General features: G+C 40.8%; 22 protein-coding genes. 18 read left to right on the top strand and 4 right to left on the bottom strand.

Annotation, left to right across the window (positions count from 1 at the left end):
* Nucleotides 1–22 precede the first annotated feature (22 nt).
* A complete protein-coding gene (gene mltF / locus ACFSJY_RS18755; protein WP_386038077.1) occupies nt 23–1,378 on the bottom strand; it encodes a membrane-bound lytic murein transglycosylase MltF in 1,356 nt (451 codons plus the stop codon).
* A gap of 241 nt (nt 1,379–1,619) precedes the next feature.
* Between mltF and purL the strand changes: the two genes are divergently transcribed.
* Nucleotides 1,620–5,546, top strand: a complete 3,927-nt coding sequence (gene purL / locus ACFSJY_RS18750) for a phosphoribosylformylglycinamidine synthase (RefSeq protein ID WP_386038074.1) — start codon at nt 1,620–1,622, stop codon at nt 5,544–5,546.
* A gap of 151 nt (nt 5,547–5,697) precedes the next feature.
* Here purL and ACFSJY_RS18745 read toward each other — a convergent pair whose 3' ends face one another.
* Complete coding sequence (locus ACFSJY_RS18745; RefSeq protein ID WP_386038071.1) at nt 5,698–6,660, bottom strand: integron integrase; 963 nt, start codon at nt 6,658–6,660, stop codon at nt 5,698–5,700.
* Between the two features lie 238 nt (nt 6,661–6,898).
* Here ACFSJY_RS18745 and ACFSJY_RS18740 point away from each other — a divergent pair, with 238 nt between their 5' ends.
* The 17 genes from ACFSJY_RS18740 (at nt 6,899) to ACFSJY_RS18660 (ending at nt 17,132) form a co-directional block, all read left to right on the top strand.
* Nucleotides 6,899–7,135: a hypothetical protein gene (locus tag ACFSJY_RS18740; protein ID WP_386038068.1), complete on the top strand. Its 237-nt coding sequence runs from the start codon at nt 6,899–6,901 to the stop codon at nt 7,133–7,135.
* Between the two features lie 164 nt (nt 7,136–7,299).
* Entirely contained in the window at nt 7,300–7,659 is a 360-nt protein-coding gene (locus tag ACFSJY_RS18735) for a hypothetical protein (RefSeq protein WP_386038065.1), read from the top strand.
* 112 nt (nt 7,660–7,771) lie between these two features.
* Nucleotides 7,772–8,086 (top strand): hypothetical protein, encoded by a 315-nt coding sequence (locus ACFSJY_RS18730; protein ID WP_386038062.1) that lies wholly within the window; start codon nt 7,772–7,774, stop codon nt 8,084–8,086.
* A 111-nt stretch (nt 8,087–8,197) separates the two neighbouring features.
* On the top strand, nt 8,198–8,593 hold the full coding sequence (locus ACFSJY_RS18725) for a hypothetical protein (RefSeq protein ID WP_386038059.1): 396 nt from the start codon (nt 8,198–8,200) through the stop codon (nt 8,591–8,593).
* A 99-nt stretch (nt 8,594–8,692) separates the two neighbouring features.
* Nucleotides 8,693–9,067: a hypothetical protein gene (locus tag ACFSJY_RS18720; protein ID WP_386038056.1), complete on the top strand. Its 375-nt coding sequence runs from the start codon at nt 8,693–8,695 to the stop codon at nt 9,065–9,067.
* 563 nt (nt 9,068–9,630) lie between these two features.
* Nucleotides 9,631–9,954: a hypothetical protein gene (locus tag ACFSJY_RS18715; protein WP_386038053.1), complete on the top strand. Its 324-nt coding sequence runs from the start codon at nt 9,631–9,633 to the stop codon at nt 9,952–9,954.
* 123 nt (nt 9,955–10,077) lie between these two features.
* On the top strand, nt 10,078–10,341 hold the full coding sequence (locus ACFSJY_RS18710) for a hypothetical protein (protein ID WP_386038050.1): 264 nt from the start codon (nt 10,078–10,080) through the stop codon (nt 10,339–10,341).
* A 127-nt stretch (nt 10,342–10,468) separates the two neighbouring features.
* Entirely contained in the window at nt 10,469–10,906 is a 438-nt protein-coding gene (locus ACFSJY_RS18705; RefSeq protein ID WP_386038047.1) for a hypothetical protein, read from the top strand.
* Between the two features lie 494 nt (nt 10,907–11,400).
* Complete coding sequence (locus tag ACFSJY_RS18700; protein ID WP_386038044.1) at nt 11,401–11,874, top strand: hypothetical protein; 474 nt, start codon at nt 11,401–11,403, stop codon at nt 11,872–11,874.
* A gap of 116 nt (nt 11,875–11,990) precedes the next feature.
* Nucleotides 11,991–12,389, top strand: a complete 399-nt coding sequence (locus ACFSJY_RS18695) for a hypothetical protein (protein WP_386038041.1) — start codon at nt 11,991–11,993, stop codon at nt 12,387–12,389.
* A 111-nt stretch (nt 12,390–12,500) separates the two neighbouring features.
* Nucleotides 12,501–13,016, top strand: a complete 516-nt coding sequence (locus ACFSJY_RS18690; RefSeq protein WP_386038038.1) for a hypothetical protein — start codon at nt 12,501–12,503, stop codon at nt 13,014–13,016.
* A gap of 125 nt (nt 13,017–13,141) precedes the next feature.
* Complete coding sequence (locus tag ACFSJY_RS18685) at nt 13,142–13,516, top strand: hypothetical protein (protein ID WP_386038035.1); 375 nt, start codon at nt 13,142–13,144, stop codon at nt 13,514–13,516.
* A 106-nt stretch (nt 13,517–13,622) separates the two neighbouring features.
* The gene (locus ACFSJY_RS18680; RefSeq protein WP_386038032.1) at nt 13,623–14,057 is read left to right on the top strand and encodes a hypothetical protein; all 435 of its coding nucleotides are present in this window, start codon (nt 13,623–13,625) and stop codon (nt 14,055–14,057) included.
* A 496-nt stretch (nt 14,058–14,553) separates the two neighbouring features.
* A complete protein-coding gene (locus ACFSJY_RS18675; RefSeq protein ID WP_386038029.1) occupies nt 14,554–14,871 on the top strand; it encodes a hypothetical protein in 318 nt (105 codons plus the stop codon).
* A gap of 496 nt (nt 14,872–15,367) precedes the next feature.
* Nucleotides 15,368–15,892: a hypothetical protein gene (locus tag ACFSJY_RS18670; RefSeq protein ID WP_386038026.1), complete on the top strand. Its 525-nt coding sequence runs from the start codon at nt 15,368–15,370 to the stop codon at nt 15,890–15,892.
* A gap of 548 nt (nt 15,893–16,440) precedes the next feature.
* Complete coding sequence (locus ACFSJY_RS18665; RefSeq protein ID WP_386038023.1) at nt 16,441–16,773, top strand: hypothetical protein; 333 nt, start codon at nt 16,441–16,443, stop codon at nt 16,771–16,773.
* 20 nt (nt 16,774–16,793) lie between these two features.
* The gene (locus ACFSJY_RS18660; RefSeq protein WP_386038020.1) at nt 16,794–17,132 is read left to right on the top strand and encodes a hypothetical protein; all 339 of its coding nucleotides are present in this window, start codon (nt 16,794–16,796) and stop codon (nt 17,130–17,132) included.
* A 155-nt stretch (nt 17,133–17,287) separates the two neighbouring features.
* Here the strand turns inward: ACFSJY_RS18660 and ACFSJY_RS18655 are convergent, their stop codons facing one another.
* Nucleotides 17,288–18,517: a DUF1552 domain-containing protein gene (locus ACFSJY_RS18655; protein WP_386038017.1), complete on the bottom strand. Its 1,230-nt coding sequence runs from the start codon at nt 18,515–18,517 to the stop codon at nt 17,288–17,290.
* Nucleotides 18,518–18,540: 23 nt separating this feature from the next.
* On the bottom strand, nt 18,541–21,750 hold the full coding sequence (locus tag ACFSJY_RS18650) for a DUF1592 domain-containing protein (protein WP_386038014.1): 3,210 nt from the start codon (nt 21,748–21,750) through the stop codon (nt 18,541–18,543).
* Nucleotides 21,751–21,752: the final 2 nt, after the last annotated feature.

Below are 21,752 nucleotides of genomic sequence, written 5' to 3'. Positions count from 1 at the left end.
GACAATTAATGACAAAACCTGACTATTCAGTCAACTGTATATCAGGTTCCTTATTTGTAACAGGTTTTTTCCGTACTTTTTCGTCAAAGTAAGAGAGAGTGTGGTAATAGCGACGAATGTTTTCGACATAATGCACGGGCTCGTCACCACGGGCATACCCGTATTTTACCGTTTTGTAATATTTCTTTTGTTTAAGAAGCGGTAGGCGTGATTTCACGTCTACCCAGCGATCAGCATCACCACCTTGGCGTTGCGTGATGATGCGCGCGTCGTTAACGTGACCAAAGCCAACATTATAAGACGCTAATGCAAACCACATACGATCAGGGAAAGGAATACGATCAGGAATTCGACCAATAAGTCGCTTAAAATATTTAGCACCACCACGAATACTCTGCTCTGGATCAAGACGAGACTTCACACCCATTTGCTTCGCAGTCGGCAGTGTTAGCATCATCATGCCACGAACGCCCGTCGCAGAACGTGCCTTGGGGTTCCAGTGTGATTCTTGGTAGCTGATTGCCGCCAACAACTTCCAATCTAGGTCTTGGCTATACTTTTCAAATAGGGGCTGATAAGTCGGTAAGGTATTCTCGATTGCCGCCAAGAAAGCATGCGTGTCGACGTAATTAAATTTCTCTACGTGGCCGTAGTACTTATCATCCAGCGCTAGCAGCGTACCGTCATGATGTACTTCACCAAAAAACTCTATCAAGCTTCCTAAAATAGAGTCATCACTATGTTTGCTGGTCAGCCACGCTAGGGGTTCAGGCTTTTTGATAGTAAAGCCAATACTAACGTCGGGGTAATAACGACGGTTAATCGCCAGCACATGACTATCAACCACGGTGTAGTCAATTTCTCCGCTTAGCACTTTAAGCAATAACTCTTCACCGTCGAACTCGCTCGTCTCTTGCCAACTCAACGTTTCATGTTGCTGCTGTAAGCTATTCAAATTCTCGACATGGCTCGAGTTGGCGGTCACCATTAAGTTACCCGTTAAGTCTTTGATGGTTCGCGGACGTTTATTTCCCTGCTTGAACACTAACTTTTGGCTGATCGCGTCATAACTAGGAGCAAAGTTGTATTGGTCCAGACGATTTGGCGTCACAGCTAAACCTGCCGCCAAAAAGTCTACTTCTCCAGAATCAAGCCGTGGAAAAAGCTCATCTAGGCTATAACTTGGCAATACCTTTAGCTTTACACCGATATAGTCGGCATATTTTTTCGCTAATTCATACTCAAAACCTGCCGGTCCTTCCGCACCTAAATAGTAAGAATTCGGTCCGTAAAGCGTTCCAACGGTTACGTAACCTCGCTCTAAAATTCGATTTAGACTTGGATGGTCAGGTTCTGTTTTACAACCAGAAATAGACAAAACAACTACTAGAAAGAACAACTGAAAAAAGTTGAACATCTGGTTGGTTTTTATATTTTTTGCTCTCATACCAAACCATTGTGTCGCGATTCGTATGTCAATTAAAGTGTTTTTTTATGAAGGCGACGCAGCGCCCAATTTTTCTGGGGTTTTCAAAGATGTTTTGCTTATCATCGCTCACCTTTTCCACTATAATACGCGCGATTTTTTTCTGATAAATCCAACCTTGGTGACTACACATATGGCGATGTTGATTCAAACCCTTCGCGGTGCTCCAGCACTATCTGAATTTCGTATCAATAAATTACTTAATCAGTGTGCTGAATTAGGCCTTCCTGTTAGCGACATTTACGCAGAGTTTACGCACTTTGCACACTTAAATGCTGAACTTAGTGAAGAAGAAGCAAACGTTTTAGCGAAACTTCTTACTTACGGCCCAACTATCGAAGAGCACGAGCCATCAGGCACATTGCTATTAGTAACACCTCGCCCTGGTACTATTTCTCCTTGGTCTTCTAAATCAACTGACATCGCTCACAACTGTGGCCTAGCGAAAGTTGAACGTTTAGAGCGTGGTATTGCTTACTACGTAACGGGCGAAACGTTAAATGAAGAACAAGAGAAAGCATTAAACAACTTAATTCATGACCGCATGATGGAGTCAATTTTCGCTGACTTCAACGACGCACAAGCATTATTCGCAACCGCTGAACCAGGTGAGTTCGGCAGCGTTGACGTGATGGCAGGTGGTCGTGACGCACTAGCAAAAGCAAACGTTGAACTAGGTTTAGCACTTGCAGAAGACGAAATTACTTACCTTGCTGAAAACTTTGAAAAGTTAGGTCGTAACCCTCACGACATCGAACTATACATGTTCGCACAAGCTAACTCTGAGCACTGTCGTCACAAAATATTCAACGCTGACTGGACAATCGACGGCGAGAAGCAAGAAAAATCATTATTTAAAATGATTAAAAACACCTACGAGACAAACTCTGACTACGTATTATCAGCGTACGCTGACAACGCAGCAGTAATGGTAGGTTCTGAAGGTGGTCGTTTTTACGCTGAACCTGACACACTAGAGTACGGTTACCACCACGAAGATATTCAAATTTTAATGAAGGTTGAAACGCACAACCACCCTACGGCAATTTCTCCATACCCTGGTGCAGCAACAGGCTCTGGTGGTGAAATTCGTGACGAAGGTGCAACCGGTGTTGGTTCTAAACCAAAAGCTGGCCTTGTTGGTTTCTCAGTTTCAAACTTACGTATTCCTGGTTTTGAACAGCCATGGGAATCAGATTTCGGTAAGCCAGACCGCATCGTTAACGCATTAGATATTATGATTGAAGGCCCATTAGGTGGCGCTGCGTTTAACAACGAATTTGGTCGCCCTGCGATCAACGGTTACTTCCGTACGTACGAAGAAGAAGTTAACTCATTCGGTGGCGTTGAAGTGCGTGGTTACCACAAGCCAATTATGATTGCAGGTGGTTACGGTAATATCCGTGATGAGCACGTACAAAAAGGCGAAATCAATGTTGGCGCAAACCTAATTGTATTAGGTGGCCCAGCAATGAACATCGGTCTTGGTGGCGGTGCAGCTTCATCAATGGCATCTGGCCAATCAGCAGAAAACTTAGACTTTGCTTCAGTACAACGTGAAAACCCAGAAATGGAACGCCGTTGTCAGGAAGTTATCGACCGTTGTTGGCAACTTGGTGAAGACAACCCAATTCTATTTATCCACGACGTGGGTGCTGGTGGTCTTTCAAATGCATTCCCTGAATTAGTGTCAGACGGTGGCCGTGGCGGCAACTTCGAATTACGTAACGTACCAAACGACGAGCGCAGCATGGCACCACACGAAATTTGGTGTAACGAATCTCAAGAGCGTTATGTATTAGCGGTTTCTGATGAGCAATTACCATTATTTGAAAAAATCTGTCAGCGTGAGCGCGCACCGTTTGCAGTAGTTGGTAAAGCAACAGAAGAAGAGCACTTAACGGTAACTGACTCACACTTCGAAGGCACTGATAAAGACACGCCTATCGATTTACCACTAGACGTTTTATTAGGTAAAACACCTAAGATCAAAAAAGACGTTCAATCAGTTGCTACTCAAGGTAGTGATTTAGACTTCTCAAACGTTGATGTTGCGGAAGCGGCAGATCGTTTATTACGTTTACCAGCTATTGCTGAGAAAACATTCCTTATCACCATTGGTGACCGCTCGGTAACCGGTATGGTTAACCGTGACCAAATGGTTGGTCCTTGGCAGGTGCCAGTAGCTGACTGTGGTGTAACGGCAGCAGCACTTGATTCATACCACGGTGAAGCAATGGCAATGGGTGAGCGTACGCCAGTAGCTCTTCTTAACTATGGCGCATCAGCACGTTTAGCTGTAGCTGAGTCATTAACGAACATCGCAGGTACTGATATTGGTGATTTAAACCGTATCAAGCTTTCTGCAAACTGGATGTCACCAGCAGGTCACCCAGGTGAAGATGCTGGTCTTTACGAAGCTGTTAAAGCAGTTGGTGAAGAGTTATGTCCAGCATTAGGTCTAACTATTCCAGTTGGTAAAGACTCAATGTCGATGAAAACCAAGTGGGAAGACAACGGCGAAGAGAAATCTGTTACATCTCCAATGTCATTAATCATCACAGCGTTTGGCCGTGTTGAAGACATTCGTAAAACAGTAACGCCAGAGCTTCGCACTGACCAAGGCGAAACACGCATTGTTGCAATCGACCTATCAAAAGGTAAGAACCGTTTGGGTGCTTCATGTATTGCTCAAGTTTACAAGCAACTTGGTAAAGAAACGCCAGATGTTGATTGCCCTGAAACATTAAAAGGTTTCTTTAACGCAATGCAAACGCTAGTGCGCAAAGAAATGCTTGTTGCTTACCATGACCGTTCAGATGGTGGTTTATTCACAACCGTAGCTGAAATGGCATTTGCTGGTCACACAGGTGTAACCGTTGATATCGACAAGCTTCCAGGTAACGACTTAGAAGTATTATTCTCAGAAGAGCTTGGCGCAGTGATTCAAATTAAAGAATCAGACGTTGATGCAATTCACGCTATTTTTGAAGAACATGGCATTTTAGATTGTTGTGCTGATGTTGGTCGCTTAAACGATGTTGATATGATCACTTTCAAGCGTGGCGAAGACGTTGTACTTGAGAACTCTCGCACTTACTTCCGCACAGTATGGGCAGAAACAACGCTTAAGATGCAGTCTTTACGCGACAACTCAGAATGTGCACAAGAAGAATTCGACGTTAAATTCGATACTGAAGATCCAGGTCTAAACGTTGAATTAACGTTCGACATTAACGAAGACATTGTTGCTGATTTAATTGCGAAAGACGCTATTGATGAAACTAACCCACGCGTAGCGATTTTACGTGAGCAAGGCGTTAACTCTCATGTTGAAATGGCAGCAGCGTTTGATCGTGCAGGTTTCATCGCAATTGACGTTCACATGTCAGATATCTTAGAAGGCCGTGCTGATTTAGCTGACTTCCAAGGCCTAGTGGCTTGTGGTGGTTTCTCTTACGGTGACGTTCTAGGTGCTGGTGAAGGTTGGGCGAAATCAATTCTATTCAACCCGAAAGCACGTGAAATGTTCAAAACATTCTTCGAGCGTGAGAATACTTTCTCATTAGGTGTGTGTAACGGTTGTCAGATGCTTTCTAACTTAAAAGAAATCATCCCAGGTGCTGACTTATGGCCACGTTTCGTTCAAAACGAATCAGAACGTTTTGAAGCCCGTTTCTCATTAGTAGAAATTCAAGAAAGCCCGTCAATCTTCTTCAAAGGTATGGAAGGTTCACGTATGCCGATCGCGGTTTCTCACGGTGAAGGTCGCACTGAGTTTGTTTCTGACGAAGCAGTTGATGCAGCAAACAACTCAGGTACGGTTTCAATGCGCTACGTAAACAACTACGGTAATGTGACAGAAACATACCCTGCTAACCCGAACGGTTCACCAGATGGTATTACGTCATTAACAACAACTGACGGTCGTGTAACGATTATGATGCCTCACCCAGAGCGTGTATTCCGTACGGTTGCCAACTCATGGCACCCAGATTCATGGGGTGAAGACTCTCCATGGGTGCGTATGTTCCGCAACGCCAGAAAGTTTGTTGGTTAATTCTGTCACCAAAGAATGTAATTACCACGTTGGTTAAGCTCGCATAGATTACTATGCGTCGCTTAATCCGCCTTGTACTAACAGCTTTGATTTAAGAATTACCTCAACATAAATCATTTTGAAAGCCCGCTTAATGCGGGCTTTTTTGTTGCTATAAATCAGACAATGGGCTGCGAACGCCATTTGCGCCAGCTTGCAGTATATGGGTATAAATTTGTGTAGTTTTAACATCACTGTGACCCAGCTGGTCTTGAACCGTTCTAATATCCGCGCCCGACTGCAACAAGTGCGTAGCAAAAGAATGCCTTAATGTATGAGGTGTAACGTGCTTTTCTATACCAGCTTTTTGAGCGGCTGCTCTTACTGAGCGCTGAATTTGCTTTTCGTTTATGTGGTGGCGTCGAAGTAAGTTTGATTCAGGGTCTATACTTAACTTCATAGAAGGAAAAAGATATTGCCAAACTAAGCTCTTATTCATTTCGCCGTATTTTTCGCGCAGTCTGTGCGGCATCCAAACGCCACTATAATCTTCGTTCTCTATGTCTAAAGACAAGTAATATCGCGTTTGTTCAATTTGCACTTTAAGTGCAGGAATTAACTCTTCTGCCAACGTAACAACTCTGTGCTTACCGCCCTTTCCATTAAAAATGCGAATGCATTTAAAATCCAAATCAATATCGGCTACACGAAGCCGAACAGCTTCCAAAAGCCTCAAACCGCTGCCATATAGCAAACTGATAATTAAGTGATATTGAGGTGAGACATTTTCCATGAGTTTCTTTACTTCTGGACGAGTAAGCACAACGGGCAACTTAGTTTGACGTTGGCTTTTTACAAAGCCTAAATCAACATCTAAAGGCGATGCTATAACGTCTTTGTAGAGAAAATTTAAAGCATTCAATGCTAACGCCTGTGTCTTGGGCGCAACATTTTTAACTAACGCTAGATGATCTAGAAACTGTTTCACTTCATCGTTGTGTAAATCTTTTGGATGAGCCATATCATTGTGTCGAATAAAATTGGCGATCACTCTTAAATATGACTCTATCGTTCTTTTCGCATACCGGCGAACGTACATGTAATCGTGAATAGATTGTAAGAAGGGAGATTTCATTGTTATTCCTTTAACATTTACAAACCACTGTTAATATTTACATGCTTTTGTGATTTTGCAAATTTTCAGGATCGCGGACACTTTGTCCAATTCTGGAGAATCAAAAACGATACGATTAAATTAACTATGAAAAATTAGGGAGTTAAGCTATTGTTCGAAATTATTTAAAATACTACACGACAAATTAGAGTCAGAAAGTTGGACAATTTGTCGTCTAATAAATTGTTATAGGTAAGCCATGGATTACCAACAGATAGTAAAACTTGAAATAGGTGATGAGTTGTCTATCGACAACAACAAACACGGAAAGGTACTTGCGAATATAGAATCAGGTAAGTTCTCCGAAGCTTATAGAAAAGAAGATTGGGAATATTTGCAAAGTGGTTTACTAATTTACACAGATTTTGGAGGTGTAATTCATTATTCTAGCGAACAACTCACAACCGAAAATTTTAACACCAAGAATCAAAAATAGGGCTTTGCGTAATAAACCTATAACAAATTGCTCAATGCTCATTCCGGCACCTTTGGTGCCTCCATTGGACGCCTGCTACGCAGGCGCCCATTAGCAACGCGTTATATTGCCAAAGGATTTCTGTGAATTATTCAAGGATAGTAATATTTTCAATAAGTAATTATTTGCTGCTTGTACTTGCCTCAACAATCGCAACACTTATTGTAGGTGCTGGTAATGCTACTCAAAGTTATTCATTTATCGTCGCACTAGAGGTTGTGGGTTTCATTATTTCACTAATTCTATTTACTTACCTTGCATACAAACAAATAAAACAACCGTATAAACACGCATTTTATGTTGCTATTCTTTATTGGTTAATTAGCCTAAGCATGGGTTTACTAATGGAAATATTTCTTAACGTGCCTGTAGTTCCATTGGCCTTTTTATTTCCATTTTTACTAAATGTTATAGCTGTATTGTTAGGTACGCTAGGCGGTATTCAATTACGCCAAAAACTAAGCACACGTATAAAGGCAATATAACAAGCCAATTAAGCGCGGGACTGCTAAAGCTTGGCTCAGTTCCACTTCGCTACACAGTTTAGCCAAGCATTATCAGCCCCTTATTGGGGCGTTATGTTTTTCGGTGGTATAGGTGAAATTAGCAAAATACCAAAAAGTAGAAGTTGCTATTTTTGGAGTAGTCGCGCCAACTTTGCTTCTTATCCATACGATCCTTTCACTTCTGTCAGGTGAAGCTTTTTTCTGGGGGCGTGGGTTAACAGTAATCTATCATGGCAACGAAGCGTATTATGTTTCCTTGCTTTGGTTTGGCGTAAGTGTTGCTATGTATGCTTTCTTCTTTTTGCGCCCATTAAAATTACTAAGTTATTCCCAACGTAAATTGCTAATTTATTTATCATTAGTACTAGGCTCTATTGGTTTACTATCAACATTTGCTTATGTATAAAAACATAACAAGCCAATTAAGTGCGGGACTGCTAAAGCTTGGCTCAGTTTCGCTTCGCTACACAGTTTAGCCAAGCATTTACCAGCCCCTTATTGGGGCGTTAGCTAGCACATGAGACCTCTATATAAATTCTTAATCATTGTTGAAGCCATAATTGGGTTTGGTCCTCTAGTCTTATTGCTAGGGCTTGGCTTGATCACTATTCCCATTTCAATCATGGGTATTTTAGATGGTTATTATGGCGCACTGATTATGCTACTAATAGAGGTCGGCGGATTTTTAGGTATGTTCGCGTTTATCTCCGTTTTAATGCATATACTAGAGCCTAATAGGTATTTTTTATCTTTTATTAAATTACGTTTATTTATAATCTGCGGCTTTTGCTCAATTTTGGGATTTGTGTTTATGTCAGGTATAAATATAGAGCTTATTTGGCTTTTAATACCTGTAGTTGTAGCCACACATTTTATTTATTTAGGCCGCAAATATGTGTTTGCTGCTAGCTAACAAGTTACTCAAAAGGACGCAAAACGCTTGGCTTGCGCTCCTTCGTCGCTAATTTTAGCCAAGCATTTATGCGCCCATTAGTAAGGCGTTAGGGCTACTATGAAATTCGCTTTATACATTCTGGCTTTCATTATTACTGGATGTGCATCAACATCAGAAAAAAGCATGGACGAAGTTAGACAAGAATTAAGACTAAATGCATTATCAAAAATTGATGTTCTTGCATGTCTTGATAGCGGTGGCGTAATTCAAAGCGTTTGTATGTTTGGGGCACCGTCTTGCGTATATCGCTATATGGATGCGGGTAAAGAGTGCAGCGATAGTTCTGAATGCCAAGGGGATTGCCGAATTGAAGATGAATTTTTAGAAGCCGGAACAAAAACAACTGGCCGATGCAGTGTAGACAGCGATCCTTGCGGTTGCTATCAGCTTATTGTTAATGGTAAAGCGGAGCATGGTTTGTGTTCTGATTAGCCCTAACAAGCTGTTCATGGATGGGACTCGTAATGGCTTGCTCGGGTTCGTTCCTCACCAAGTTTAGCAAGCCAACACTCGCCCCATAACAGGGCGTTAGTTTGCTATGTAAACTGAGGTTGTCAATTAGATATGGAAGTTAAACATTGAAGCCAAGAAAAACTGATCCAATGTCCATTAATACTTTGCCCAAAGCTTGCAAACATCCGATATTGAGGGCTTATTCGATTATTTTTGGTTTATTAATTGAAGGAATAGTTGTATTTAGTCTGATTAAAGGGGAACTGCCCTCTAGGTATGAACCCATATCACAACAAAATGCTCCTGTCTTTTTCTATTCTGGCATTGTAATGATTTCAGTTTCCGGACTTTATTTCATATTTCCAATAACTTATCGTAAAGTAAGAAACACAATTAAAAGGTTTCACATTCGCCTCGTGCGCAAACTAACAAGCCAATAAAGTAACGGGACTGCTAAAGCTTGGCTCAGTTCCGCTGCGCTACACAGTTTAGCCAAGCATTTATCAGCCCCTTATTGGGGCGTTATATTGCTATGGAAAGCTATGAAGTACCTTCTAATTATTTTTGCACTGCTTGGTTCAACTATTTACGCCGATGAACTAAGTGAGCAAGTGTTGAAGATGAAATCTGAACTAAACGGCTCATGCAATTACATTCCTACAGAGAAATTAAAAAATAACAAGGAACTCAGTTGTGTTGTTTCAAAAATTGCTAATCGGTGTAATAAAATAGATGATTGTTATTCATATTGTTTAGCTACTGATTTGGATGAAAAAGTCGGTGGTGGCTGTGCTCATATTTGTAATTACTCTAATCAGGAAAATTGGTGGTTGCCTGATGAAGTGAAAGACTGTCCTTTGAAGTAAACGCAACATAACAAGCAAATTAACGTTCGGACTAATAAAGCTTGGCTTAGTTCGCTGCGCTCACAAGTATAGCCAAGCATTATTAGCCCATTATTTGGGCGTTAGGCGTACAAGGAGTAGCCAGTGAAAGCCAAGTTGTTTTTTTCAATTATGGGCGTGATTTGTTTCTTTTTAATTGGCTGGTTTAGCGGTCATGTTAGGTATTATTTTCATGGTGCAGAAATGGAGTATTCGCATAATATATACTCAGTTAGTTTTGGTGTTTTATCTTTTGTATTCTTATCTATTGCACTATTTTTGCTAGTGAAGTCGCACATTAAAAGTGGCTCTAATACACAAATAAAGAATACACCTTACTCTTTAGCTAAAGAAAATTCTGACGCCTAACAAGGCAATTAAGTCACGGACGCAAAACAGTTGGCTGTGCTCGTGCCTCGCTTATTTTAGCCAACTATTTTTCGCCACTTATTGAGGCGTTATGTTTTTCGTCAACCGCAAGGAAGTCAATTAGTAAATGAGCTCAGAAAAATTCAATAAGTATGAAATTAAGATGGCAATTCCCGAAATGGAATTTCGTAAGACATACACCTTCCGTATTCGAGTTTTATCGTTAATTCTTTTCTTAAACTATTATCTTATTTGGTTTGGTTTATACAACTTCGTCGGTGAAAATGAAGCTATATGGTATCAAAGATCAGGTTCGTTAATTGTGTTTCTCAGCGTGTTAGCTGAGTATTTTCACTTAAAAATACAAAATATGGTGAACAACACATTGATTGATTATGGGGATGGCAAATATATGACCAGAATGCAAAACTTCAAAAGTAAAAACTTACCATCATCATATTCAGACCCAACATTTAATATCATATTTTCTCCACAAATAGTTATTTGTGGTTTACTCGGTACTGTTATATGGGGATATGGTGACCTTTTTTATAACTACTTATAATCAAAACATAACAAGCCAATTAAGTGCGGGACTGCTCAAGCTTGGCTCGGTTCCGCTTCGCTACACAAGTTTGGCCAAGCATTATCAGCCCCTTATTGGGGCGTTATATGCACAGGGAACTATGTGAACTCTTCAGATAAAAATTTGCTTGCAATACCACTAAGAATATTCTGCATATTGTTCTTGTGTTATTGGTTGCCGAACACGTATCAAAGTTTTATTAATTCAAAACTTTCTTTTCGTGGCATAACTGTAGTTCAAGCTCAAGAACCAAGCTTATATTGGTTTTGGTTTACTGTTCAGTGTCTTGTATCTTTGTTTTTTATTTACCTAATTATAAAGCCGCCAATTAATACAAATTGGGCAAATGAGTAACGTGCATATAACAAGTTACTTAAAAGGACGTAAAACGCTTGGCTTGTGCTCCTTCGTCGCTAATTTTAGCCAAGCATTTATGCGCCCATTAGTAAGGCGTTATGTTTTCAAGGAAGATTGTGCACGCATTTAAATCTTTAGCCATATGGTTTTATACCGTCTTTGGTGGCGGACTGCTTTTAGCGTCGATTATATTGACATTAATGCACCCTTTAAAAGATATCTCAGAGTTGGAACGTGCTACAGGCATAATTTCAGAAGTTCGCCATAAAAATTACCGTGGTGACAAAACATATTTTAAGCTCAAATCCATAGAAGATAGTTACTTTTTGTATTTAGTAAAAAACAAAAGAAATAAAATTAAAAACAGTTATTTAGCGGATATTTGGTATGAGCCAAGCTTTGATAAAGTACATAGAATTAAACAATTAAAAATTAATGGAGAACTCTTAATTGAATACGATTATATTCATTGGAAAGGTATTCGAAATAAAACTCTAACACTTATCGGGGTTTTATCCTTAGGGTTTATATTCTTATTTAAGAAGTACAATACACGTATATTTTCGATAAAGAAGCTATTGAAAACATAACAAGTTACTTAAAAGGACGCAAAACGCTTGGCTTGTGCTCCTTCGTCGCTAATTTTAGCCAAGCATTTATGCGCCCATTAGTAAGGCGTTATATACCTAGGGATAACCTGAGTTAAATGGATGCATTGAGCAAGCTTCAAGAAAAAAATAAAATCCACTCTAAGCATCAGCGCAATGCTAGCTGGAGCACTGTTTGGATGTTTTGTCTATTGAGCCCTTTGCTATTTAGCTATGGCTACGAATTTTATTTTTCGGTTATACGAAATACTGAATTTGAGCCTATTCACCCAGCTATAGTTTTAGTCGGCTCACTAGGCTTTGGTTTACCGTTAGCAGCTATAGGCGATCTAATGCTTTTTAAGCGCGTCATGAAATTGCTTTTGCTAATTGCTGCAGAATCATGGTTCATTTGGTTTTGGGTTGTTTCTGAATTATCTTGGTTAGCGTTTTTGCCACTAATTCCTGCTTTTTTCATGTTGCAAATTCAGTTACCCAAAATAAAGGCTGGTAAGTAAACGGTATATAACAAGCTGTTTAAAATGGACGCCTTACTGCTTGGCTGGCGCTCATTCTTCGCTAATTATAGCCAAGCGTAATCCGCCCATTAACAGGGCGTTAGAGTACTCATGAGATTAGCATTCGCTTTAATATCAATATTTCTTTTAAGTTCCTGCTCAGGTGAGGCAGAAAAATACTTAGACTTCAAAAACGCTTTCAAATTCTCAGACGATGTAGGGCACTTTAAATTTATTGAAACAATCGATTGGGAAGTCAATGGAAAGCAGTGCAACTGGCCTATCCGAAAGTACGAAGTAATTGAAAGCTTCAAGGGTAGCTTAAAGGCCGGAGATACTATTGAGCTTCACGGCGACGTTGATTCATATAAAAATATGGAAAAAGAACGTATCTTGTTTATTCGAAAGACAACCCGAGAAGATACATTTTCTACTGAAGAATGTGACATAAAAATGTTTACAGATTTCAAGGGGATCTCACTTTCATGTTGCACAGTTGAAATAGACGCTAAAACTAATAAAAAGATGGTCTTATTCTTCGAGATGATAAACTCAGAACAAAGAGGGCCAGATATTCCAGTTGCATTAGAAAGTGTTTATGAAACCTTAAGAAAGTATGGAGACTAGTACTCTAACAAGTCAATTATGGATGGGACGTCTAAAGCTTGGCTGGCGCTCATTCTTCGCTAATTATAGCCAAGCTTAATACGCCCCATATTGAGGCGTTATATTGCTAATGGAGTCAGCATCTCTTGATACACTTTTCGTTTGTAGCATCTGATTCGATCAAGCCAGAATTCCTTAATGATCTTGAAGCAAGAATTGGGCTTCAAGAAACAGTAGCTCTAGAATCGTTTGATGAACTGGTAATATTACTAAAGCTATTTGGAACATGTTTAAAATCAGTGGATTTACCTGACATTGATGATGTAGAAAATTCTTGGGTGTTATCGCAGGGAATTAGGCACTTCGAAGATTCTGAGTTCGACGTTTTCTATCAAGAGTGGTTAAAACAAACTGGTCGCGACAATAATCTGGATGAGTATGCTCAATTACTTCATCTTAACAGCTTTGGTGTTACACTAAATCAAGCTAATCATAAGGTTGTGTTGCAAGAAGCAATATAACAAGTCGTTTAAAAGGACAAAAAACAGTTGGCTTTTGCTCCTTCGTCGCTAATTTTAGCCAACAATTTTTTGCCTCTTAACGAGGCGTTATGTACCTAGGTCGAATATGAGAGTATTTATATTTATTTTTGCTGTGATGATATCTAGTTTTGCCCACTCAAATTCTGAGTTAGATGCTGAAAATGAAGGTGAAGCAGTAGGAATCATATATGGTTACATTAAAAAAGTAGATGTTTTAAAGTTCATGTGCGAACGGAAAGTACCAGAAAAAGGAGTTCTACTTTCAGAAGCTATTGATAAATGGATGACTAGAAATAGTTCTGTGGTCGCTAATTTAACTGATGGTCTAGATAGAACTCCAACAGATATGCGTGAGCAGCTATTCGAAATGGCGAAGCAAGTTTCAAATAATAGAATCATTCTATTTAACAAAATGAGTCTGTCCGAAAAAGAAAATGCTTGTGTCTCATTAGCTGAACATTTGAATTCTGATTCTTACAAAAATGAGTACCCATTGGCCTATAAGATCATGAGTGAATAGGTACATAACAAGCCAATTAAGTACGGGACTGCTAAAGCTTGGCTCAGTTCCGTTCCACTTCATAGTTTAGCCAAGCATTTATCAGCCCCTTATTGGGGCGTTATATGCCTATGGAGTCATAAAGTTGAAATGGAATTTAGTGTCAAAAAAGGCTTATTCACGGTTTGATGCTGTAATTGTTATTTGCTTGTATTTTTGTTCTGATTATCTTGCTAACGCATATTTTGATGGTGAGATTTATTTGAGAGCTATATCTATTTCTCAAAACTTAAATCCTATTGGTTATTGGATTACTCTTTTATTTTTCGCTGCAACTCTTTGTACGGCATTGTTTTACTTTATGTTTTATGACTTCAAAGCCAACAAATTTTACTTTGGTAATAAAGGCATATAACAAGCCAATTAAGCGCGGGACTGCTAAAGCTTGGCTCAGTTCCGCTCCGCTACACAGTTTAGCCAAGCATTTATCAGCCCCTTATTGGGGCGTTAGGTGTTTATGAGAATTTTGATTCTAATCCTCCTACTTTTAACTTTTTCCACATTCGCCAAAGAATGTAAAGTGGAGGGGAAAGCTATTTGGTGGTCTTATGATCTTTGCCTAACAAATTATGAAACAGATGACACACTGCACCCTGAAGTGTTGAAGTGTGTAGATATACTTGAAAAAGAAATTGAAACATTAGGCGCGTGCAAAGCTAAAATGCAATTTAAATCGAAACTATGTAAGCAGTATTCAAACAACGAAATAGAACTCAGCCACTGTTTAAATCACAATATACATTTAGGTCCTACAGTTCAGGATGGTGGTATATAAACACCTAACAAGCCAATTAAGCGCGGGACTGCTAAAGCTTGGCTCAGTTTCGCTCCGCTACACAGTTTAGCCAAGCATTTATCAGCCCCTTATTGGGGCGTTAGGTACAAGCGCTAACTTAGATATGGCCCTAAATATAATTTTCTTTTTACTCGCAGTTATATTTTCAGCACTAGCTTTGCTGAATGGTACTTTTTGTATTTGGGATTACTGTACAAACCAATACAAATTGTCATTAGAGTCTGTATTTTTCGGTTTCTTAGCGCTCTTGTTTTTAATAATTTGCTTAAAAAGGCTCTTTTCAAAAGTGGATTTCACGTCTAAAAATGAGCTTCAATTAAAGGACGTGGTATCCAAAGACGTGGATATTTAAACTTGTACCTAACAAGTAACTCAAGCGGGACAAATAAAGCTTGGCTTTTGTCACTGCGTTCCAAAATTATAGCCAAGCATTAATTTGCCCCTTAGTTGGGCGTTAGCTTTACAGGGGAATCTTTTGACTATTGAAGCTTTTGAATTAGCTCAAGCAATCCTAATTTCTATTGGAGGTGGTTCAGTAATCATTTTTGCGCTTTCAAGTTTTCTAGCTAAGGTTTGGGCTAAGCGCATCCTTCAAAATGAAAAACAAAAACATGATAAAGAATTATCTGAATACAAGGCTCAATTAGAGTCTCTAATTCAAAAAGACAACCTAAATTACCAACAAAAGTTGGATCTTTATAAAGTAGTTTCAAACCCATTAATTGAGCTCGTGGCACTACTCAGTAAAAACGGTTTAACAGCTGAACATGTACAAGAGTTTGACCGCCAAAGGTTGCATATAACTGCTCAGTTAGCTTTGTTTGCACCACAATCTGTCTTTAACGCGTTCAGTGATATGGTTGATTACCTTTATAATTCACTGGAACAAAATAACTACTCTTTCTTTGTATTTAGAGACAAAGCACTGTCATATTTATCTGAAATGCGAAAAGATATCGGTATTTATACAGATGAAGTTACATACAACGGTGACAGGTAAAGCTAACAAACGCATCAACGCACTGGACTAATAAAGCTTGGCTTGGTTCGTGCCTCATCAATTTTAGCCAAGTATTATTAGCCCGTTATGCGGGCGTTAGCTACCTAAAGGAGTCCTACCTTGCTCTTCGCTGTTTTATTTATTCCTTGTTTAATTTGGGTATTGATAGATCAAAGAATAAAGAGGAAGCTTTGGAACAGTCGTGGTGGCGATAAGCTTAGAGTTTTTAAAACACGCTATAGCTCATATAAGGAATTCAATAGCACCTTTAATCTATTGTTCTATTTTAACCTTTTCGATTCTAAAGTTATGGCTCAAGTGCGAAACCCTGAGCAAAAGAGGTTACTGAAAAAGTTAAAGGCTAATACCGTCATAGCATTGGTCAATATGGTTATAATATTTGCCGCTATCGACATTACTCGTGCATACGGTAGCTAACAAGTTACTCAAAAGGACGCAAAACGCTTGGCTTGTGCTCCTTCGTCGCTAATTTTAGCCAAGCATTTATGCGCCCATTAGTAAGGCGTTAGAAGTACCAAGGAGTTTCAATGGATACCGTAATCAAGGAAGAAATATCAAATACAGGCAAGAAAACTGGTTTTAAGTTCTTTTTCAAAAATTTTCACCTACTTTTTTTTAAGCCAAGTACTTTTTTTAAGGATTTGGATTTACTTAATATTCCTCTGTTAGTTCATATCTCTCTATGGCTAATAGGAATATCAAATGCTGTGGATCGAATTGATCAAAAGTTAATTAAAACTGATTTAGGGACTGCTACTAGTTCAAACCAAATGATGCTGGATGCAATTTCAGGAGGTTGGTTAGTATTTTTTCTTTTGGTTGCAGGGTTGGTACCTTTGGCGCAATCTTTGTCTGGTTAATTGGCGGATGGTTTTACAATTTGCGCCTATCTTGGAGCGGCGCAGGAGATTTTGATAAAGTAAATGGTAGGCTTATTTATGTATTTTCCAGTCTAGTATTCGCTATACCTCATATAGTAATTTTATTAGTGAGTGCTTTTTTATATCAAGATTACATCACTGCGTTTAACGCTGACGAGTATTGGTCTTCTTTAATAATTATTTTCCCATTTTGGGCAGTCTTTGTAAGCTATAAAGCAATATTAGCTAACTTCACTGTAGTAAAATGGAAAGCGCTACTTTGGTTTGTCATTTTGCCAATAGTATTCTACTTATCAGCTTTTGGTGTAGTTGTATGGGCATATTCAGTCATGGCGTAGAGGTACTTCTAACAAGCGCATAAAGCAACGGGACACGTAACGTTTAGCTCGGTTCCGCTTCGCTGCACATTTAGCCAAACATTACTTAGCCCCTTATGCGGGCGTTATCCTCCAACAAAAAAGGGCCTTTCGGCCCTTTTTTATGTAGTTATGCTTTAAGCGATTACGCCTGGTATTTCTTTACCGAAGCCAATATCAACACCACATGCTTGAGCGGCGGTATACAGCACATCGTGATGGTCATAACCAGTACCAGCGTTAGTCACAACGCCATGGTTAATTCTGGTGCCTCCTCCAGCAATGGTATAGGCTACAGGGCTTGCCGAGTGAGTATCAGCGTGCCCCATGTCTGTGGTTTCCACTACAACGGTACTATCTAGAATACCTGCAGACCTTAACTGTTGGATTAAATACGCGTTATAACTTGCCATATGGCTGCGCATTTCAGTGTAATACGGGTAATTCACTTTTCCGCCACCGCCACCATGAATCGACTGGTGATAGACACCCTGATAACTAAGCTCTGGAATTCTGAAGTCACACTGGCTGTTTCCGTACGCTAAAGACACTGAGCGTGTTAAGCCGCATTGCAGGGCAGCTACGGCAATATCTGCTTGTAATCTAGCTTGTTGCGAGAAGGTCTCGTGGGTGAGTGCAAATTCAGTATTGTCTGGTGCTATGCCGCAACTTGAGCCACCGGATAATTCATCCAAACGACGTTGTGTATCGGCGATAGCATCTAAATGGTCATCCATTCGTTGTACTTCATAACCCGCCAATTTACTTCGAATGGCATTAGCAGCAGACACATGCGCATTCATAATAGGTGTTTTTGCGCTGCTGCCCTGACTAGAACCAAAGACTAAATCAAACACGGTAAAAGGATTGTCCTGAAACGGTATTCTGTTTTTATTGTCCTTCGTCATGTAGTTAGCACCGTTACTGTGTACACCTAAGTTGATGTAACGAAACGGCATATCAGGCCCTAATGCATTACCCATGATGACGTCGTAACTGTCGCTGTTCCATTCCTTTGCCCAGATGATAGGCATTCGACCGTGACCGGCATTGCCGTGTGCCATATTCACTAAAAAGTTACAGTCGTTTTTTACCGAGTCGTATCCTTGTGACATTGCGCCCATGACCATGTCGTTACCCGTTCCAGTTGGGTTCCACAGGTCGGCAATAGCGCCACCAGGCGTGAAAATGCTGATGGTTTTATTCGGCAGCCCAGACTCTTGTGCGTCGGCATGACGCGAGAACAACATACCGGCGACAAGTGGTGAGGTGCGAATTAATGTGCTTGATATCCCAGAGGCTGCAACCATTTTTAACAAGCTGCGGCGCGACATAGCTAATTTATTTAATTGATCTTTATTCATCATAATTTCCTTTGCAGCTCAAACGATTACTCATCTCTTGACCACGCTTTGCGATATCTAACCGATTTTAGATAACCAAAGTTTTCTAACATGGCTCTTGGACTTTCGTTTTCCATCTTGTTTTTAAGCGTGTCGATTTCACATAAATAACCCGCTTGTTCCGTTTCCGATAGATTCGCATCTTCAGGATTATTTGGATCAATTTCGTCATGTCCCACGCCCATTGTGTAGCGGAACATTTGCTGTGTTAAACAATTTTGCGCTGAATTTAGTCCTGCCATCAGGTTAGCTAACCCCTGAGTGCCATTGAATTGCAGAACAGAATCAAGGTCAGCATAGCTCTCAGGAGCATACAAAGCACCCGACGCGTCAACCTGATTTCCTTTGTTGTCGCTGCTACGAACATTACCCACCGCGTCAAAGTCTTCCATACCAAATCCTAGCGGATTAATGTACTCAGCATGACAACTGCTACAAGGGCTGTCTTCTGTTAATGCGTGATACTTCATACGGTTAGTGGTTGTTGGGTCTTGCAGGAATTCAGATAGCTCGGCAAGTTTTTCATCACGCGCTTCAAAGGTACCTGCAGGTGGATCTGGCTGGTCTTGACATAACATGCGACGACGAACACGAACCGAACGAAGCACAGGGTGAGATTCAGCGGGCTCTGCCCAACGCGCCATAAACGCGCCGTTAGCTAAAATACCACCACGGTCTGCAGTATCGGTTTTTTGCATCTCTTGGCCTGTGACGCCAGCAATACCATAGTGGTTCGCGAGCGTTTCATTTAAGAAGGTGTAATTAGCGGTGTAGAGCGATGCAAAACGTTCATCCTGCTGCATCATGATCCAAGCAAACGTTTTGTTTAGTTCTTCTTTCATGTGCGGCACGAGATCTTGATAGTTTGGATACAAGGTTTCGTCTTTTGCTGCCACTTCTAAATCTGCTGTACCTAGCCAGCTACCGATAAAGTCGGCCAGCACCCCTTCTGCGCTTGAGGCCAAACGAGCAGTGTGCTCCATGATTTTTTCTTCATCGCGAAGTTCATCATTTGCCGCCGCTGCTAGTAATTCATCATCAGGTGTAGAACCAGTGAAAGTATAAGCAAGGAAAGTCGCCATTTCGTATGACGTTAACTCAAAGGCATCGCTGTCCAACTCTGGGTTTGCTGGGTTGGCTTCACCCAACTCATGACGGTAGATAAATTGTGGCGATGACAATAGGCCTTCTAGCGCCAACTGCATGCCTGCCCCTATATCACCACCATTAAATGTACCTAAAGCAATTGATTCATAGGTCGTAGCTTCATCCGATGTTAAAGGCCGCCTAAATATTTTAGGGGCTACATCAGTAATCAGGGCGGTGGCACAACTGCTATCCAGTGCCGAACACGATAGGACATTAGAGAAATTCTTATCTGCCGACCATTGTGCGAGCTCTTCCGCCACCAACAAGTAGTTGTTATAAGTAGTGGATAGTACGCTCGCATGTGTGTTGTTTGTGAAGAAGCCGACTTGGCTATCTGGCGACAATCCGTCAGCAACGTGATAATCAACATTTAACAAGTCTTCAACGGTATTTTGGTATTCTCGTTGTGTCAGGATTTTAAGTTGTCTTGCGCCATAGGCAACAGGTGTAACACCGATATCACAGGTTAATGTAGCTGGCCATAGTGTTTGAATAAACGCAGCGATGTCTTCTGCACATTGCTGACCACAAGACGCTGGATTGCTGTAGGGCATGGTACGGACGATAGCATCTATCATTGCGTCAACATTTCGTTCAGTGTTTAACGCTGGGAAGCTGCCCAAGCCGCCGCCCTCTGAACCATGGCAACCAGCACAGTTAGCGTTAAACAGTTCCATACCTCTGGCGACAGCATTGGTTTCGGTCACGGTTACTGTGACCGCTTCTGTTGGCAGCGACGGTACGCTTTGGTTAAGCGCAATGACTTTATAATTAAACTCTCCGGTATCAGGCAGGCCTTCAGACATTAAGGTTGCACTAGCAGCAAGTTCAGCAACCGTGTGCCAATCACCACCTAAGGTTTGGCGTCTAACAAGATAAGCGGTTTCATTATTGCTGTTATCACGCCAATTTAAGTGCGCTTGGCTGTCTGACGGTTCATATTGCACAACCAAACTGTCTGGCGCCATTGGCGCCTCTGCTTTCTCTGTTTCGACAAAGTTATTTGAGCTGACAGAGGTAAAGTGCAAGTCAAAGTAAACCGGTACTGCCTCACCAATGCCTGACAGCCCAGCGACAACACGCAAGGCTTCAATGCCATAGGCCATATCAAAGCTATTACTGTCTACAATAAGTGGTCGTAACGTTGAGACCTTCACAGTGCCTGCACCCAGTTTCGCCACCAATAAGTCTAGTGACATTGGCTGGCTTACACCGTGAATGGTTAACTCACCAGTCACTGTTTGCGTAGCAATATCGCCCGTTTGCATGGCAGATATTTCAGAGGTATCTACTTGCGTGGTGAAATAAGCAGTCGGTAAAAGCTCAGTAGCAAATAATAAATCGACAACGCGGCTGTTTCGAATATCAATGCCCGTATCAATGTTGTTTAAGTTAACCGCTAATACCACATTCCCACTAGCATCAATACTGCCTGATAGAGCGTCACCGTTAACATCATCACCTTGGAATGCATTGACTTCTGCGGTATGCAGTTTTTTCACCGAAACATAGCGCAGTGATGACGTATCACTATTTAATGACCACAAACCAGTATCGGTTTGATTGTCGCCGCCGCTATTATCATCACCGTTGCCTGAGCCCGGCGGCGTACCAACAACGCCATCACAAATATCGCCACTTAGCGTTAATTCAACTTCGCCTTCGTAGCCATTTTTACTGGCGACGAATCCCAGCCCTAACCTTTCATTTGGATTTAGGACTGAATTCGCGTTTTGCTTGGTGATCGTACATCCCGTACTCGAACAATCATAACTGGCATTCCAACCATTATTAATTGAAATTCCGTCAGGCCAAGTTAGGTTGAGTGTCCAATCATTTTTAGCAGTTTCATCATTTTGAATGACTATTTCGGTTTTAAATCCGCTGTTCCAATTATCGGGTATGGAGAATTCGCATGTTGCTGCATAAGCGTTCTGCGATAGCAACCCCACTCCAGCAAGCAACAAAAGAGATACACGAGGAGACGTCAAACTAGAAGCATTGTTTAGGTTACAGTTCAACAAGTGGTGAAGGTTAAATAATTTCATTG

Origin of the sequence: Thalassotalea euphylliae, assembly GCF_042682785.1 — a bacterium.
GTDB lineage: Bacteria > Pseudomonadota > Gammaproteobacteria > Enterobacterales > Alteromonadaceae > Thalassotalea_F > Thalassotalea_F euphylliae.
The sequence above is the reverse complement of the archived record's forward strand: the minus strand, read 5'-3'. Positions and strand labels throughout refer to the sequence as shown.

Excerpts from the sequence above, each read along its gene's own strand:
- ACFSJY_RS18650 (WP_386038014.1), bottom strand. The coding sequence starts at position 21,750 with ATGAAATTATTTAACCTTCACCACTTGTTGAACTGTAACCTAAACAAT.
- ACFSJY_RS18680 (WP_386038032.1), top strand. The coding sequence starts at position 13,623 with ATGAGAGTATTTATATTTATTTTTGCTGTGATGATATCTAGTTTTGCC.
- purL (WP_386038074.1), top strand. The coding sequence starts at position 1,620 with ATGGCGATGTTGATTCAAACCCTTCGCGGTGCTCCAGCACTATCTGAA.
- ACFSJY_RS18705 (WP_386038047.1), top strand. The coding sequence starts at position 10,469 with ATGAGCTCAGAAAAATTCAATAAGTATGAAATTAAGATGGCAATTCCC.
- ACFSJY_RS18655 (WP_386038017.1), bottom strand. The coding sequence starts at position 18,517 with ATGATGAATAAAGATCAATTAAATAAATTAGCTATGTCGCGCCGCAGC.
- ACFSJY_RS18675 (WP_386038029.1), top strand. The coding sequence starts at position 14,554 with ATGAGAATTTTGATTCTAATCCTCCTACTTTTAACTTTTTCCACATTC.
- ACFSJY_RS18720 (WP_386038056.1), top strand. The coding sequence starts at position 8,693 with ATGAAATTCGCTTTATACATTCTGGCTTTCATTATTACTGGATGTGCA.
- ACFSJY_RS18740 (WP_386038068.1), top strand. The coding sequence starts at position 6,899 with ATGGATTACCAACAGATAGTAAAACTTGAAATAGGTGATGAGTTGTCT.
- ACFSJY_RS18725 (WP_386038059.1), top strand. The coding sequence starts at position 8,198 with ATGAGACCTCTATATAAATTCTTAATCATTGTTGAAGCCATAATTGGG.
- ACFSJY_RS18690 (WP_386038038.1), top strand. The coding sequence starts at position 12,501 with ATGAGATTAGCATTCGCTTTAATATCAATATTTCTTTTAAGTTCCTGC.
- ACFSJY_RS18665 (WP_386038023.1), top strand. The coding sequence starts at position 16,441 with ATGGATACCGTAATCAAGGAAGAAATATCAAATACAGGCAAGAAAACT.
- ACFSJY_RS18715 (WP_386038053.1), top strand. The coding sequence starts at position 9,631 with ATGAAGTACCTTCTAATTATTTTTGCACTGCTTGGTTCAACTATTTAC.
- ACFSJY_RS18745 (WP_386038071.1), bottom strand. The coding sequence starts at position 6,660 with ATGAAATCTCCCTTCTTACAATCTATTCACGATTACATGTACGTTCGC.
- ACFSJY_RS18695 (WP_386038041.1), top strand. The coding sequence starts at position 11,991 with ATGGATGCATTGAGCAAGCTTCAAGAAAAAAATAAAATCCACTCTAAG.